Origin of the sequence: Roseateles toxinivorans, from assembly GCF_004362525.1 — a bacterium.
Classification (GTDB): domain Bacteria; phylum Pseudomonadota; class Gammaproteobacteria; order Burkholderiales; family Burkholderiaceae_C; genus Paucibacter; species Paucibacter toxinivorans.
The window spans coordinates 785,116-800,934 of sequence record NZ_SNXS01000001.1 but is presented as its reverse complement, the minus strand read 5'-3'; the positions used below and the strand labels follow the sequence as shown (position 1 = coordinate 800,934).

The following is a 15,819-nucleotide window of genomic DNA, read 5'->3' as shown; positions in this document are numbered from 1 at the left end:
GGCAAAAATAGGAAGGCCCGCCGCTTGTGGCGGCGGGCCTTTTGTCTCCCGGACCTCTAGGTAACTACGTCCCGGTCACGCTCAAGCGTGCTTGCTGCCGAAGAATTGTTCGTCTTCGGTCGAGCCCTTCAGCGCGGCGGTCGAGGCATCGCGCTCGATCGTTGTGGTCACGGCGTCGAAGTAACCGGTGCCCACTTCGCGTTGATGCTTCACTGCGGTGAAGCCCTTGTCGGCGGCGGCGAATTCCTTCTCCTGCAGCTCGACGAAGGCACTCATATTGTTGCGGGCATAGCCATGGGCCAGCTCGAACATCGAGTAGTTCAGGCTGTGGAAGCCGGCCAGCGTGATGAACTGGAACTTGTAGCCCATCGCGCCCAGCTCGCGCTGGAACTTGGCGATCGTCGCGTCGTCGAGGTTCTTCTTCCAGTTGAACGAGGGCGAGCAGTTGTAGGCCAGCAGCTTGCCTGGGAACTTGGCATGGATGGCGTCGGCGAACTGCTTGGCAAAGGCCAGATCGGGCTTGCCGGTCTCGCACCAGATCATGTCGGCATAGGGTGCATAGGCCAGGCCACGGCTGATCGCCTGATCGATGCCGTTGTTGGTGCGGAAAAAGCCTTCGACGGTGCGCTCGCCGGTGCAGAAGGGCTTGTCGTTGTCGTCGATGTCGCTGGTCACCAGATCGCCGGCTTCGGCATCGGTGCGGGCCAGCAGCACGGTGGGCGTGCCCATCACGTCGGCGGCCAGACGGGCGGCCACCAGCTTGGCCACGGCCTCGCGGGTCGGCACCAGCACCTTGCCACCCATATGGCCGCACTTCTTGGCGGCGGCCAGTTGGTCTTCGAAGTGAACACCGGCGGCGCCGGCTTCGATCATCGACTTCATCAGCTCAAAGGCATTCAACACGCCGCCGAAACCGGCTTCGGCATCGGCCACGATGGGCGCGAAGTAATCGATGTCGTTCTTGCCTTCGCTCCACTGGATCTCGTCGGCGCGCTTGAAGGTGGCGTTGATCTTCTTCACGACCTTGGGCACCGAGTCCACCGAGTACAGCGACTGGTCGGGGTACATCTCGCCATTGCTGTTGGCGTCGCCGGCGACCTGCCAGCCGGACAGATAGATGGCCTTCAGACCAGCCTTGACCTGCTGCATCGCCTGGTTGCCAGTCAGCGCGCCCAGCGAGTTGACGAAGGGCTCGGTGTTGACCAGGCTCCACAGCTTCTCGGCGCCACGCTTGGCCAGGGTGTGCTCGATGGCGATCGAGCCGCGCAGGCGGACGACGTCGGCGGCGGTGTAGCCACGGGTGATGCCCTTCCAACGGGGGTTTTCGGCCCAGTCTTTTTCAAGGGCGGCGATTTGCTGGTCACGGGTCAGGTTGGTCATAACAGCTCCTTCAGCGGGGTTCAGTGAGACAAGGAAACGAGGCAGTTCATGGGTCCTAGATTACGCCTGCCGCACCCGCATGGGAAGACTTATGTCTTATATAAGACTAAATATTTAATCCTTTAAATTCAATAAGTTACGTTTTGCGCGCCGCATTGTGAAATTGCGATCTTCATGATGAGAAATTTTGCGGCACTGCACCATCTCTATTTTTCATAATGCAAAACGGCGATATCGCATGGTGCAATGACGCGATCCGCGGACGATCAGAGCGGAAACGCCGTGCTCTTCTTGATCGTGCGCAGCACCATCATTGAGTTGGAGCGGGCCACCTCGGGCAGGTGCATCAGCACATGGGTGTGGAAGCGCTCCAGGTCCTCGGCGTCACGGTAGGCGAAGCGGATCAGGTAGTCGTTGCTGCCGGCCAGATAGAAGCAGTCCAGCACATCGGGGCTGGCGCGCACCGCCTGCTCGAAAGACTCCAGCGCCTGCGTCGTCATACGCTCCAGATTGATGATGGTGTAGCAGGTGCCCTGCTTGCCGACGACCTTGGGGTCCACCAGGGCCACATAGTTGGCGATGACGCCCTGCTCTTCCAGCTGTTTGACCCGTCGCAGACAGGCCGAGGGCGACAGATGCACCCGCTGGGCCAACTCCACATTGGAGAGTCGGCCATTCGCCTGAAGTTCATTCAAAATATGACGGTCTATCGCATCCAATTGCACCGGCTTGGTCATGATTCGAATTTTGTTGCTTGAATCAGCCAAATTATCGCATCAGATTGCGAAACCACGGGTCAACCCGGACGCATTGCGCCAGCACATTGCGCGCCGCCCTGACTAGACTGTAGAACGTGGGGCCAGCGGAGATTGACCATGAATGACCGCGCCCGAAACCCTCTCAGGAGTGATGCAATGAGCCAACCGACCGACGCCAACCTTGATGCCTACTGGATGCCGTTCACGGCCAATCGCCAGTTCAAGAAGGCGCCGCGCCTGCTGACCCGCGCCGACGGCATGTATTTCACCGACGACAAGGGCCGCCAGGTGCTGGACGGTATTGCCGGGCTGTGGTGCGTCAATGCCGGCCACAACCGCCCGCGCATCGTGCAGGCCATCCAGCAACAGGCGGCCGAGCTGGATTTTGCACCGCCGTTCCAGATGGCCCACCCCAAGGCCTTCGAGCTGGCCGAGCGCCTGGTCGAGCTGACGCCTGCAGGCATGAACAAGGTTTTCTACACCAACTCGGGCTCCGAGTCGGTGGACACCGCGCTGAAGATGGCCCTGGCCTACCACCGCGTGCGCGGCGAGGGTTCGCGCACCCGGCTGATCGGCCGCGAGCGGGGCTACCACGGCGTCAATTTCGGCGGCATCTCGGTTGGCGGCATGGTCGGCAACCGCAAGATGTTCGGCATGATGCTCAGTGGCGTGGACCATATCGGCCACACCCATGACGCGGCGCGCAATGCCTTCACCGTCGGCCAGCCCGAGCATGGTGCGAATCTGGCGGACGATCTGGAACGTCTGGTCGCCCTGCACGACGCGAGCACCATTGCCGCGGTGATCGTCGAGCCGGTGGCCGGTTCGACCGGTGTGCTGATTCCGCCCAAGGGCTATCTGCAGCGGCTGCGCGAGATCTGCGACAAGCACGGCATCCTCTTGATATTCGATGAGGTCATCACCGGATTCGGCCGCACCGGCAACCCGTTTGGCGCCCAGACCTTCGGCGTCACGCCGGACCTGATGACCGTGGCCAAGGGCCTGACCAATGGTTGCGTGCCCATGGGCGCGGTGATTGCCAAGCAGCACATCCACGATGCCTTCATGAACGGGCCCGAGCATCTGATCGAGTTCTTCCACGGCTACACCTACTCGGCCCACCCGCTGGCCTGCGCCGCGGCGCTGGGCACCCTGGACACCTATGCCGAAGAGGGCCTCTTGACCCGTGCCGGGGAGCTGGGCGGCTACTTTGCCGAATGCCTGCATTCGCTGAAGGGCCTGCCGAATGTGATCGACATTCGCAATATCGGCCTGGTCGGCGGCGTCGAGCTGAGCCCCCTGCCTGGCGAGCCGGCCAAGCGCGCCTTCAATATCTTCCTCGACTGCTGGGAGAAGGGCGTACTGATACGCACCACCGGCGACACGATTGCTCTGAGCCCGCCGCTGATCATCGAGCGCAAGCACATCGACCACATCATCGACACGCTCCGCGGCGCAATCCAGCGCGCGGCCTGACGTTTCGACGAACCAACCCTTACCGAGGACCTTGCCTAGCGCATACCCTTTATGAACCTCCTGAGCACAGACCGCGAGCTGACGCGGAACTCCTTTTACGCGGCCAGCGTGCGCCGCGAGCAGGCGTTCCCCCCATTGCGGGACGAGGTCTCATGCGATGTGGCCATTGTGGGTGGCGGTCTGGCGGGTCTGTCCGCCGCGATCGAACTGTCCGAGCGCGGTTTCAAGGTCGTGCTGCTGGAGGCGCGAGAAGTCGGCTGGGGGGCCTCGGGCCGCAACGGTGGACAGGCGATTCACGGCCTGGCCTGTGAGCAATCCACCATTGAAGCGCAGCTGGGGCTGGAGGCCTCGCGCGCCGTCTGGGGCATGACCCTGGAGGCGCTGGACATCATCAAGCAGCGCTGCCAGCAGCACCAGATCGACTGCGACTGGCAGGACGGCTATCTGGGACTGGCCATCAATGCCCGCAAAGCCACCGCGCTGCAGGACTGGGCCGAGCAGATGGCCAGCCGCTATGACTATCCGCTGCGCTGGCTGGGGCCGGCCGACCTGCCCGCCTACATCAAGAGCCCGCGCTTTCACAGCGGCGTCTATGACCCGCGCTCGGGGCACCTGCATCCACTGAAGTACAGCCTGGGTCTGGCCCGGGCGGCAGCCGGTCTCGGCGTGCAGATGTTCGAGCAATCGGCCGTGACGCGCATCGAACGCGGTGCCAGCAACACCGTCCATACCGACCACGGCAGGGTCAAGGCCAGGCAGGTGCTGCTGGCCGGCAATGTCTATCTGCAGGACCTGGCGCCTGCGCTTGCCGAACGCATCATGCCGGTGGGCACCTATATCGTCTGCACCGAGCCACTGGCGCCGGGGGTGATGCAGCAGCTGATACCGTCGCGCGCGGCGGTTTGCGACACCAATTTCGTGCTCGACTACTTCCGCCCCACGGCCGATGACCGCCTGCTCTATGGCGGTCGCGTCAGCTACAGCACGGTCACGCCACCGAACCTGGCGCAAAGCATGCGCGATCGCATGCGCAAGAGCTTTCCGCAGCTGGAGGACGTGACGCTGGAGTACAGCTGGGGCGGCTTCGTCGACATCACGATGAACCGGGCCCCCGACTTCGGCCGGCTGGACCAGCGCAGCGGCAGGTCCGAAGACGCCGGCATCTACTACTTGCAGGGCTTTTCGGGCCACGGCCTGGCGCTGACCGGCCTGGCAGGCAGATTAGTGGCCGAGGCCATCGCCGGCGACGCTGGCCGCTTCGACACCTTCGCGCGCCTCGCTCATCACCGTTTCCCGGGAGGGCGCTGGCTGCGCACCCCGGCCCTGGTGCTGGGCATGGCGTATTACCGTTTGAGAGACATGTTATGAGTCGTACAAAACCCATTGTGCTGGTGCCGGCGTGCAGCAGGCCGATCGGCGACCACCCGTTCTACGCCACGGGCAAGAAGTACATCGAGGCCGTGCGCCTGGCCGGCTGCACGCCGCTGATCGTGCCCTCGGTGCAGCCGCACGAGCTGGACGCGCTGCTGGCCCTCGCCGACGGCGTGCTGCTGACCGGCTCGCCGTCCAATGTCCACCCGAAGAATTTCGACGAGGCGGTGCATGACCCGTCCCTGCCGCTGGACCCGGAGCGCGACGACTGGACCCTGCCGCTGATCCCGAAGGCGCTGGAGCTGGGCATGCCGCTGTTCGCGATCTGCCGCGGCTTCCAGGAGGCCAATGTGGCGCTGGGTGGCAGCTTGCATCAGGCCGTGCAGGAGCAGCCGGGATTGCAGGACCATCGCGCGCCCAAAGATCTCAGCGCAGAGGAGCAGTACGCGCCGGTGCATCCGATTGCCGTCGTCCCGGGTGGCCTGCTTCACCAAATCGTCGGCAGCGACACCATCCAGGTCAACTCACTGCATGGCCAGGGGGTCAAGCAGCTGGCGCCGGGCCTGCGGGTCGAGGCCGTGGCGCCCGATGGCCTGGTCGAGGCCTTCTCGGTCAGCCAAGCCGTCGGCTTCAATCTGTGCGTGCAGTGGCACCCCGAGTGGCAGGCAGCCAGCAACCCGGCCTCGATGGCGGTGCTGACGGCCTTTGGCCAGGCCTGCCACCGGTTCCATCAAGACCGTCAGCAACTGCAGCAGCGCGACCCGGAAACCTAGCTGTCTCCTGTTTCACCCCCAACGCCCTCCCGCGCCGGCCATGGAGCCGGGGCCCAGCAAAACAGGTGATACATGACAACCAGCAAATTCACATTCGCAGACCTCGAACAATGGTTCAAGGAGCGCCGCGTCACGGAGATCGAGTGCCTGGTGCCCGACCTGACCGGCGTGGCCCGCGGCAAGATCCTGCCGCGCGAGCGCTTCACCGAAGACCGCGGCATGCGGCTGCCCGAGGCCGTGGTGGCCATGGGCGTGACCGGCGAATTCCCTGAGGTCGGCCCCTACTACGACGTGATCTCGCCGACCGACCAGGACATGCATCTGCGCCCCGACCCGACCACGGTGCGCATCGTGCCCTGGGCCACCGACCCGACCGCGCAAATCATCCATGACTGCTTCGACCAGCACGGCAAGCTGATTCCGTTCGCGCCGCGTTCGGTGCTGCGCCGGGTCTGCGAGCTCTATGCGGCCGAGGGCTGGCAGCCAGTCGTCGCGCCCGAGCTGGAGTTCTATCTGGTCGCACGCAACCCCGATCCGGACATTCCCCTGAAGCCGCCGGTGGGCCGCAGCGGCCGCGCCGAGACCTCGCGCCAGGCCTATTCGATCGACGCGGTGAACGAGTTCGACCCGCTGTTCGAGGACGTCTATGCCTATTGCGAGCAGATGGGTCTGAACGTCGACACCCTGATCCACGAGATCGGCGCGGGCCAGATGGAGATCAACTTCTTCCATGACGACCCGCTGAAGCTGGCCGACGAGGTGTTCTTCTTCAAGCGCACCCTGCGCGAGGCGGCGATGCGCCACGATATGTTCGCCACCTTCATGGCCAAGCCCATCGCCAACGAGCCAGGCAGCGCCATGCATGTGCACCAGAGCGTGGTCAGCGCCAGCACCGGCAAGAACATCTTCAGCAATGAAGACGGCTCGCCCAGCCAGGAGTTCTTCTGGTACATCGGCGGTCTGCAGAAGTACATTCCGGCGGCGATGGCCCTGTTCGCCCCCTATGTGAACAGCTACCGGCGCCTCTCGCGCAACACCGCCGCGCCGATCAATATCCAGTGGGGCACCGACAACCGCACCGTCGGCATACGCTCGCCGGTGGCCAGCCCCTCGGCGCGCCGGGTGGAGAACCGCGTCATCGGCGCCGATGCCAATCCCTATGTGGCGCTGGCCGCCACGCTGGCCTGCGGCTATCTGGGCATCAAGAACAGGATCGCACCCAGCCCGGAATGCAAGGGCGACGCGTACCTGGGCGACTATCAACTGCCCCGCAGCCTGGGCGAGGCGCTGGACCTGCTGCGCAACGAGAAAGACCTGGCCGAGGTGCTGGGCGAGTCCTTCATCACCGTCTACACCGAGGTCAAGGAAATCGAGTACGCGGAGTTCATGAAGGTGATCTCGCCATGGGAGCGAGAGCACCTTCTACTTCACGTCTGAGCGCATCAGTCCATCGATACGGAGCACCCTATGAGCACGATTCAACAACCGTCCCGGGCTGCCAAGCGCAGCACCAAAGAGTGGCAGCAGGCCGATGCCGCCCACTTCCTCCACCCGTTCACCGACTTCGCCGCCCTGGCCAAGAAGGGCTCGCGCATCATCACCGACGCCAACAACATCTATCTGCACGACAGCGACGGCAACAAGATCCTCGACGCAATGAGCGGCCTCTGGTGCGTCAACGTCGGCTACGGGCAGAAGGCGCTGGTCGATGCAGCCGCCCGGCAGATGCAGGAGCTGCCCTTCTACAACGCCTTCTTCCAGACCGCCACGCCGCCCAGCATCGAGCTGGCCGAGCTGCTGGCGGAGGTGACGCCGCCGCAGTTCCAGCATGTGTTCTTCACCAGCTCGGGCTCCGAGGGCAATGACACCATCGTGCGCATGGTGCGCCGCTACTGGGATGTGCTGGGTCAGCCGGAACGCCAGGTCATCATCGGCCGGCACAACGGCTATCACGGCTCGACGATGGCCGGGGCGTCTCTTGGCGGCATGAGCGGCATGCATGCTCAGGGCGGCTTGCCGATACCGAACATCACCCATATCGAGCAGCCGCACTGGTTCGAGCTGGGCGGCGATCAGAGCCGCGAGGACTTCGGTCTCACCGCCGCCCGCTGGCTGGAGGAAAAGATACTCGCCGTCGGCCCGGAGCGCGTGGCCGCCTTCATCGGCGAGCCTATCCAGGGCGCCGGCGGCGTGATCGTGCCGCCCACGACCTACTGGCCCGAGATCCAGCGCATCTGCGACAAGTACGGCATCCTCCTGGTCAGCGACGAGGTGATCTGCGGCTTCGGCCGCACCGGCGAATGGTTCGGCTGCGAGACGGTGGGCAGCAGGCCCGACCTGATGACCTTTGCCAAGGGCGTGACCTCGGGCTACATCCCGCTGGGCGGGGTGATGGTCGGCGAGCGCATCGCCAAGGTGCTGATCGAGCAGGGCGGCGAGTTCAACCACGGCTTCACCTACTCGGGCCATCCGGTGGCCTGCGCGGTGGCTCTGGCCAATATCGGCCTGATACGCCAGCTCAACCTCGTGAGCCATGTCAAGCACAACGTCGGTCCCTATCTGGCCCAGCAATTCGCCGAACTGGCCGAGCACCCGCTGGTAGGCGAGACCCAGACCTGCGGCTTGATGGGAGCCGTGCAACTGGTGAAGGACAAGGCCAAGCGCCAGATGTTCGACAGTGCACTGGAAGTGGGCATGGTCTGCCGCGGCCACTGCTTCGGCAACGGCCTGATCATGCGTGCCGTCGGCGACCGCATGATCATCGCCCCGCCGCTGGTCATCACCCGCCCCCAGGTGGACGAAATGATGGCCCTGATACGACGCTGCCTGGACCTGACCCTGGCCGATGTGCAGGCGCGGGGCTGGCTCTGATCTTGCTAGCGGTATCTTGATGCACGGTTCGCGCAAGGACTGGCCCTCCGCATCCGCACAGCCTCGGGTTTTGCGGGATAGGGGCCGGCTCCGCCGCGGCATAGACTGAATCTATCCCTTGTTGATCATCTGGAGAGCGTTCCCATGAAGCTGACCACCGTCCCCAAGCTGCCCTTGAGCCTGTTGCTGAGCAGTCTTTGCCTGCTGGCCTTGCCGGCCTCGGCCCAGGAAGAAGAGAAGGTCATCAACGTCTACAACTGGTCGGACTACATCGCCGAAGACACGCTGAAGAACTTCGAGAAGGAAACCGGCATCAAGGTGCGCTACGACAATTTCGACAACAACGAAATCGTCCATGCCAAGCTGGTGGCGGGCAAGACCGGCTATGACGTGGTCGTGCCCTCCTCCTACTGGGCCAAGCTCCAGGTCGATGGCGGCCTGCTACGCAAGATCGACAAGGCGCAGATCCCGAACCTGAAGTATCTGGACCCGGACATCGAGGCCCAGCTCGCCAAGCTCGACCCGGGCAACCAGTACATGGTCAACTGGCTGTGGGGCTACACCACGGTGGGCATCAATGTGGACAAGGTCAAGGCCGCGCTGGGCAGCACGCCGATGCCGGACAACGCCTGGGACCTGGTGTTCAAGCCCGAGTACATCTCCAAGCTGAAGAGCTGCGGCGTCAGCATGCTGGACAGCGCCACCGAGGTGGTGCCTGCCGCCCTGCACTATCTGGGCAAGCCCCCCTACAGCAAGAACCTCGGTGACTACCAGGCCGTGCCGCCGCTGCTGAAGGCCATCCGGCCGCACGTCACGCTGTTCAGCTCCTCGGGCTATATCAATGACATGGCCAATGGTTCGATCTGTCTGGCCCTGGGCTGGTCGGGCGACATCAATATCGCGCGCCAGCGTGCCATCGACGGCAAGACCGGCCAGAAGATCGAGGCCCTTGTGCCCAAGAGCGGCGGCGTGCTGTTCTTCGACACCATGGTGATCCCGGCCGACGCGCCCCACCCCGGCAACGCGCACAAGTTCATCAACTACATCCTGCGCCCCGAGGTCCATGCCTCGCTGACCAACAAGGTGTTCTATGCCAACCCGAACAAGGAGTCGCGCAAGTTCATCAAGCCCGAGGTGGCGAACAACCCGACCGTGTTCCCGTCCGAGGCCGAGATGAAGAAGATGGGCGTGCCCGATGCGATCAACAATGACCTGCGCCGCAGCATGACGCGCATCTACACCTCGTTCAAGACCGGTCTCTAAGAACAAGCACAGGGAGGATGGCCGATGAGCTCAACGGTGGACGGCGGCGCCTATTTGCGCATCGAGGATGTGGTGAAGGACTTTGGGGGCGGCGCGGTGGCCGTCAACCATGTGTCGATCGACATCCAGAAGGGTGAGATCTTTGCGCTGCTGGGCTCCTCGGGCTGCGGCAAGACGACGCTGCTGCGCATGCTGGCCGGCTTCGAGACGCCCAGCTCGGGCCGCATCGTGCTCAACGGGCAGGACCTGGCCGGCCTGCCGCCGTACCTGAGGCCCATCAATATGATGTTCCAGAGCTATGCGCTGTTTCCGCACCTGACGGTGTGGGACAACATAGCCTTCGGCTTGAAGCGCGATGGCTGTCCCAAGGACGAGGTCGCCGCCCGCGTCGAGGCCATGCTGAAGCTGGTGCAGCTGGGCAAGTTCGCCAAGCGCAAGCCGCACCAGCTGTCGGGTGGCCAGCAGCAGCGCGTAGCCCTGGCGCGCAGCCTGGCAAAAAAACCTCAGCTCTTGCTGCTCGATGAGCCACTGGGCGCGCTGGACAAGAAGCTGCGCGAGGAGACGCAGATCGAGCTGGTCAACATCATCGAAGACGTGGGCGTGACCTGCGTGATGGTGACCCACGACCAGGAAGAGGCTATGACCATGGCCACGCGCATCGCGGTGATGAGCGAGGGGAGGATTTTGCAGGTTGGCGCGCCGAGCGACATCTACGAGACGCCGGCCACCCGCTTCGTGGCCGATTTCATCGGCAACGTCAACATGATGGAAGGCACCTTGGCCGTCGATGAACCCGACCATGTGGTGATCGATTGCCCCGACTGCAGGCACTACGTCGGCCACGGCATCACCGGTAGCGCCGGCATGGCCGTCAGCGTGGCACTGCGGCCCGAGAAGATACGCCTGACCTGCGACAAGCCCGAGGGCGAGTTCAACCAGGTGCTGGCCAAGGTGCGCGACCTGGCCTACTTCGGCGCCTACACCATCTACCACCTGTTGCTGCCCAGCGGCCAGGTGATCAAGGTCAGCGAGAGCAATCTGGAGCGGCACCGGGCCGACCCGCTGACCTGGGACGACCCGGTCTGGGCCTCCTGGTCGCCGACCTCGCAAGTGGTGCTGACGCAATGAGTCCGGCAAAAAGAACGGGGCTGCTGCAACGTCTGATGCGCGGACGCACCGCGGTGATCGGCGTGCCCTATCTGTGGCTGGCGCTGTTCTTCATGCTGCCCTTCCTGATCGTGCTGAAGATCAGCATCTCCGAGATGGAGACGGTGCGCTTCAAGGACCTGATCGTCTATGCGGACGGCGTGCTGCGCCTGTCGATCAAGCTCAGCAACTATGTCTTCATCACCGAGGACGATCTGTACTTCAAGTCCTATCTGATCAGCATCAAGTACGCCGCGGCCACCACCTTCTGGTGTCTGTTCATCGGCTACCCCTTCGCCTACTTCATGGCCCGCGCCAAGGCCACCCTGCAGCCGGCCCTGCTGATGCTGGTGATGCTGCCGTTCTGGACCAGCTTCCTGCTGCGCGTCTATGCCTGGAAGGGCCTGCTCAGCGAACATGGCTGGGTGGCCGAGGCCCTGATGGCCTTGCAACTTGACGGGCCGCTGCAGCAGCTGGGCCTGATCGAGTCGCCCGGCCTGTTCATGAACACGCCCTTCTCCCTGCTGATCGGCATGGTCTACACCTACCTGCCCTTCATGATCCTGCCGCTGTACGCCAATCTGGCCAAGATGGACATGCGCCTGCTGGAGGCCGCCGCCGACCTGGGCGCCACGCCCTGGGTGGCGTTCTGGAAGATCACCGTGCCGCTGTCCAAGGCCGGCATCATCGCCGGGTCCATGCTGGTCTTCATTCCCTGCGTCGGCGAATTCGTCATCCCCGAGCTGCTGGGCGGGCCGCAGACGCTGATGATAGGCCGCGTGCTGTGGGACGAGTTCTTCAGCAACAACGACTGGCCGATGGCCTCCAGCGTGGCCGTCGTGATGGTGCTGCTGATCATCGTGCCGCTGGCCTTGTTCAACAAATACCAGGCCGAAGCGCAGGAGGTCAAGCGATGAACCTTGTCGCCAAGTACTTCGGCCGCGGCTGGCTGGGCCTGGGCTATGTGTTCCTCTACCTGCCTATCCTGGCCCTGGTGATCTATTCGTTCAATGACTCGCCGATCCCGAGCAAATGGGGGGGCGTGACGCTGAAGTGGTATGCCGCCCTGGCCGAGGACCGCGAGATGCTGGCCGGTCTGTGGCTGTCGCTGAGGATCGCCTTCTACACCGCCTGCGGCTCGGTCGTGCTGGGCACCCTGGCGGCCTTCTCGCTGGTCAAGTACCGGCGCTTCAAGGGACGCACGCTGTTCTCGGGCATGGTCAGCGCGCCGCTGGTGATGCCCGAGGTGATCGTCGGCCTGTCGCTACTGCTGATGCTGGTGTCCATGCAGCGCTGGCTGGGCTTTCCCGAGCGCGGCACCCTGACCATCTGGCTGGGCCATCTGCTGCTGGGCATGGCCTATGCCACGGTGGTGGTGCAGGCGCGCCTGCAGGACCTGAACCCGCAGCTCGAAGAGGCGGCGATGGATCTCGGCGCGCGGCCGCTGCAGGTATTCGCCCTGGTCACCCTGCCGATGATCGCGCAGTCGCTGCTGTCGGCCTGGCTGCTGACCTTCACCTTGTCGCTGGACGATGTGGTGCTGTCGGCCTTTCTGTCGGGCCCCGGCGCCACGACCATGCCGCTGGTGATCTTCTCGCGTGCGCGCCTGGGCCTGAGCCCCAGCATCAACGCGGTGGCCACCGTCATCATCGTGCTGGTGTCGATAGGCGTGATCGCCGCCAGCTATCTCGTTGCCCACAAGGAGCGCCAGCGCTCCAGAGACCTGGCCGCCGCCCAGCGCGGCCCAACCTGACACCCTTTGATTCCCGGAACCCCAAGAGGAGATAGAACCATGCGCATCGCAAAGCTCGCCTGTCTGACCCTGGCCCTGGCCAGTGCCTATCCGATGGCCGCCTCCGCCCAATCCAATGAGGAGTTGCTCAAGGAGCTGCGTGCCCTGCGGGCCCGCGTCGACAGCCTGGAGCAGAAGCTCAAGGCCAGCGAAGCGGCCAAGCCCGCCGAGGCCCAATGGGGCATGACCCAGCAGCAGGTGGCCGACTTCAATCGCATCGCCGTGAAGACCGAGGCGCTGGAAGACGCCCAGGAGGCTCTTGGCCTGAAGAACCTGAAGATCAGCGGCTTTGCCGACCCGACCTATATCTACAACCAGCGCCAGAACCGGGGCGGCTTCCAGTTCCTGAACCCTGTGGCCAACGACGGCTACAACTACGACAACTCCTACTTTGGCGGGGCCACCCTGGACTTCCAGAAGGAGATGGAGGGTGGCACCAAGTTCCGCCTGACCTTGACGCCCAACCGCGGTACCGGTTCGGTGATCGGCGAGGGCTCGATCGTGCAGGAGGCCTCGGTGTCGATACCGCTGGGCGACCTGCAGACCCGCTTCATTGCCGGCCAGGTGCCGGACTGGTCGGGGTATGAGTATCAGCAGCCGACGCTGAACAAGCTGATCACCCACAACCTGCTGTATGACTTCACCCTGCCCACCCTGTACACCGGCGCCGGCATGGAGCTGACGCGCGGCAAGTGGCTGAGCAAGGTGATGCTGGCCAACGTCAACACCAGCAAGCGCCAGGCCGGCGAGAAGGCCCCGGCCATCGTCTACCGCGTGGACTACTCGCGCGGCGAGTATCAGGGCTTCGGCTTTGCCGGCATGCATGGCAAGGCGGCCAACTTCCGCGCCGATGGCGCCAACCCGGTCACCGGCGAGGACTACAGCACCCGCGACACCGCCGTCAACCTGTTCGAGTTCGACGCCTACTTCATCCGCGGCGACTGGACGGTGCAGGGCCAGCTGAGCTATGGCACGCAAAAGGCCGCGGCCATCACCGCCGACCCGGTCACCGGCGAGCTGCGCAACTCGCGCTGGTACGGCTTCTCTGGCCTGGTGGCCAACAAGTTCGCCCCGCGCTGGGAGGCCATCGCACGCTTCGACTACCTGCAGAACCGCAAGAACGGCGGCGGCCTGCTGGGCTACACGGTGGCCGACGACCGCAACGGCATCGGCCCCGATCAGGCCGGCGACGCCGAGCGCGGCACCAACCGCATGGCCGTCTCGCTGGGTCTGAGCTGGCTGTACAACCTGAACACGACCTTCAAGGCCGAGTACCGGATGGACCGCGCCAGCCTGCCGGTGTTCATGGACATACGCTCGGGCGAATACCGCAAGAGCAATAATGTTCTGGGCACCTCGGTGGTGGTCAGCTTCTAAGCCCCTACGCTTTCGTAGCCCGGATGGAATCCGGGGGCTTGCGGCGCTGCGCCGAGGCCCCCGCATTGCGCTTCGCTTCATGCGGGCTACGCCACCCCTTCCAGGAGACAGTCCATGAGCATTGACTGGCACGAGCGCGCCCGCGCGCTACAAATCGACGGCCGCATATTGATAGGCGGCAAGCGCCTGGCCAGCGCCAACGGCGAGACCTTCGCCTGCATCTCGCCCATCGACGGCCGCGTCATCGGCGAAGTCGCCCGCGGCCAGGCCACCGACATCGACACCGCCGTGCTGAGCGCCCGCGCGGCGTTCGAAGACGGCCGCTGGGCCAGGCGCCCGCCGGCCGCCCGCAAGAAGGTGCTGCTGAAGTTCGCCGACAAGATCCTAGGCGCCAAGGAGGAACTGGCCCTGCTGGAGACGCTGGACATGGGCAAGCCCATCCAGTACAGCCTGGCCGTCGATGTGCCGGCAGCCGCCCGCTGCATCGCCTGGTATGCCGAAGCGGTGGACAAGATCTATGACGAGATCGCCCCCACCGGCCCGAATGCGCTGGCGCTGATTCAACGCGAGGCCATGGGCGTGATCGGCGCCATCGTGCCCTGGAACTACCCGATGATCATGGCCGCCTGGAAGCTGGGGCCGGCCCTGGCCGCCGGCAACTCGGTGGTGCTCAAGCCCAGCGAGAAATCGCCCCTGACCGCGCTGCGCCTGGCCGAGCTGGCCCTTGAGGCCGGCCTGCCCGAGGGAGTGTTCAATGTCGTGCCGGGCTTCGGCCACGAGGCCGGTGAGGCACTGGCCCTGCACGAGCAGGTCGATGCGGTGGGCTTCACCGGATCCACTCGCGTCGGCCGCAAGATGCTGGAGTACGCGGGCCGCTCGAACCTGAAGCGCGTATACAACGAGCTGGGCGGCAAGTCGGCCTTCCTCGTGTTCCCCGATTTCGACGACATCAAGCGGGCCGCGCAGACGGTGGCCGGCGCGATGTTCTTCAACCAGGGCGAGAGCTGCAACGCGCCGTCGCGGGTGTTGGTCCACGAGAGCATTGCCGACGAGTTCGTCAGCCTGGTCGCGGCCGAGGCGCCGAAGTACCAGCCGGGCGATCCTCTCGATGGGCGCACCGTGATGGGTGCCCTGGTCGATGACGGCCAGCTGCGCACGGTGATGGGCTATATCGAGGCCGGCCAGGCCGAGGGCGCCCGCGCCGTCACAGGCGGCAAGCAGGCGCGCACCGAGAGCGGCGGCTACTACGTCGAGCCGACCGTGTTCGATGGCGTGGCCAACACGATGAAGATTGCCCGCGAGGAGATCTTCGGCCCGGTGCTGGGCGTGATCCGCTTCAAGGACGAGGCCGAGGCTGTCGCCCTGGCCAACGACAGCGCCTACGGCCTGCAGGCCAGCGTCTGGAGCAGCCATATTGACCGCGCACACCGGGTGGCCCGGGCCCTGCGCGCCGGCACCGTGCACGTGAACCAGTACGATGAGGACGACATCACCGTACCCTTTGGCGGCTACAAGCAAAGCGGCAATGGGCGCGACAAGTCGCTGCATGCCTTTGACAAGTACACCGAGCTGAAGACGACCTGGCTGCGCATCAACAGCTGAGCTAGGGTGT

The 15,819-nt window shown here is 64.5% G+C and carries 13 protein-coding genes; 11 read left to right on the top strand and 2 right to left on the bottom strand.

Going from position 1 to position 15,819, the window contains the following annotated elements:
* Positions 1-81 precede the first annotated feature (81 nt).
* Together aceA and DES47_RS03680 are read right to left on the bottom strand one after the other, a co-directional pair.
* Entirely contained in the window at positions 82-1,380 is a 1,299-nt protein-coding gene (gene aceA, locus DES47_RS03685) for an isocitrate lyase (RefSeq protein ID WP_166651835.1), read from the bottom strand.
* A gap of 266 nt (positions 1,381-1,646) precedes the next feature.
* A complete protein-coding gene (locus DES47_RS03680) occupies positions 1,647-2,117 on the bottom strand; it encodes an Lrp/AsnC family transcriptional regulator (RefSeq protein ID WP_133699286.1) in 471 nt (156 codons plus the stop codon).
* A 177-nt stretch (positions 2,118-2,294) separates the two neighbouring features.
* Here DES47_RS03680 and aptA point away from each other — a divergent pair, with 177 nt between their 5' ends.
* From aptA to DES47_RS03625, 11 genes are all read left to right on the top strand, one after another.
* Complete coding sequence (aptA, locus tag DES47_RS03675) at positions 2,295-3,614, top strand: omega-aminotransferase AptA (RefSeq protein ID WP_133699285.1); 1,320 nt, start codon at positions 2,295-2,297, stop codon at positions 3,612-3,614.
* A 51-nt stretch (positions 3,615-3,665) separates the two neighbouring features.
* Positions 3,666-4,982, top strand: coding sequence for an NAD(P)/FAD-dependent oxidoreductase (locus DES47_RS03670; protein ID WP_133699284.1), 1,317 nt, complete (start codon positions 3,666-3,668; stop codon positions 4,980-4,982).
* Positions 4,979-5,758, top strand: coding sequence for a gamma-glutamyl-gamma-aminobutyrate hydrolase family protein (locus tag DES47_RS03665; protein WP_133699283.1), 780 nt, complete (start codon positions 4,979-4,981; stop codon positions 5,756-5,758). Before DES47_RS03670 ends, DES47_RS03665 begins: the two co-directional genes overlap by 4 nt.
* A 72-nt stretch (positions 5,759-5,830) precedes the next feature.
* Positions 5,831-7,195, top strand: coding sequence for a glutamine synthetase family protein (locus DES47_RS03660; RefSeq protein WP_133699282.1), 1,365 nt, complete (start codon positions 5,831-5,833; stop codon positions 7,193-7,195).
* Between the two features lie 30 nt (positions 7,196-7,225).
* On the top strand, positions 7,226-8,629 hold the full coding sequence (locus DES47_RS03655; protein WP_133699281.1) for an aspartate aminotransferase family protein: 1,404 nt from the start codon (positions 7,226-7,228) through the stop codon (positions 8,627-8,629).
* A 144-nt stretch (positions 8,630-8,773) separates the two neighbouring features.
* Positions 8,774-9,892: a polyamine ABC transporter substrate-binding protein gene (locus DES47_RS03650; protein WP_133699280.1), complete on the top strand. Its 1,119-nt coding sequence runs from the start codon at positions 8,774-8,776 to the stop codon at positions 9,890-9,892.
* Between the two features lie 24 nt (positions 9,893-9,916).
* Positions 9,917-11,020, top strand: coding sequence for an ABC transporter ATP-binding protein (locus DES47_RS03645; protein ID WP_133699279.1), 1,104 nt, complete (start codon positions 9,917-9,919; stop codon positions 11,018-11,020).
* Positions 11,017-11,955 (top strand): ABC transporter permease subunit, encoded by a 939-nt coding sequence (locus DES47_RS03640; protein ID WP_133699278.1) that lies wholly within the window; start codon positions 11,017-11,019, stop codon positions 11,953-11,955. The genes DES47_RS03645 and DES47_RS03640 overlap by 4 nt, the downstream gene beginning before the upstream one ends.
* Positions 11,952-12,791 (top strand): ABC transporter permease subunit, encoded by an 840-nt coding sequence (locus DES47_RS03635; protein WP_133699277.1) that lies wholly within the window; start codon positions 11,952-11,954, stop codon positions 12,789-12,791. The genes DES47_RS03640 and DES47_RS03635 overlap by 4 nt, the downstream gene beginning before the upstream one ends.
* A 39-nt stretch (positions 12,792-12,830) precedes the next feature.
* Positions 12,831-14,207 carry a DUF3138 family protein gene (locus DES47_RS03630; protein WP_133699276.1) on the top strand — a complete coding sequence of 459 codons (1,377 nt, stop codon included), beginning with the start codon at positions 12,831-12,833 and terminating at the stop codon, positions 14,205-14,207.
* Between the two features lie 114 nt (positions 14,208-14,321).
* Complete coding sequence (locus tag DES47_RS03625) at positions 14,322-15,809, top strand: aldehyde dehydrogenase (protein WP_133699275.1); 1,488 nt, start codon at positions 14,322-14,324, stop codon at positions 15,807-15,809.
* The last annotated feature ends 10 nt before the right edge of the window (positions 15,810-15,819 follow it).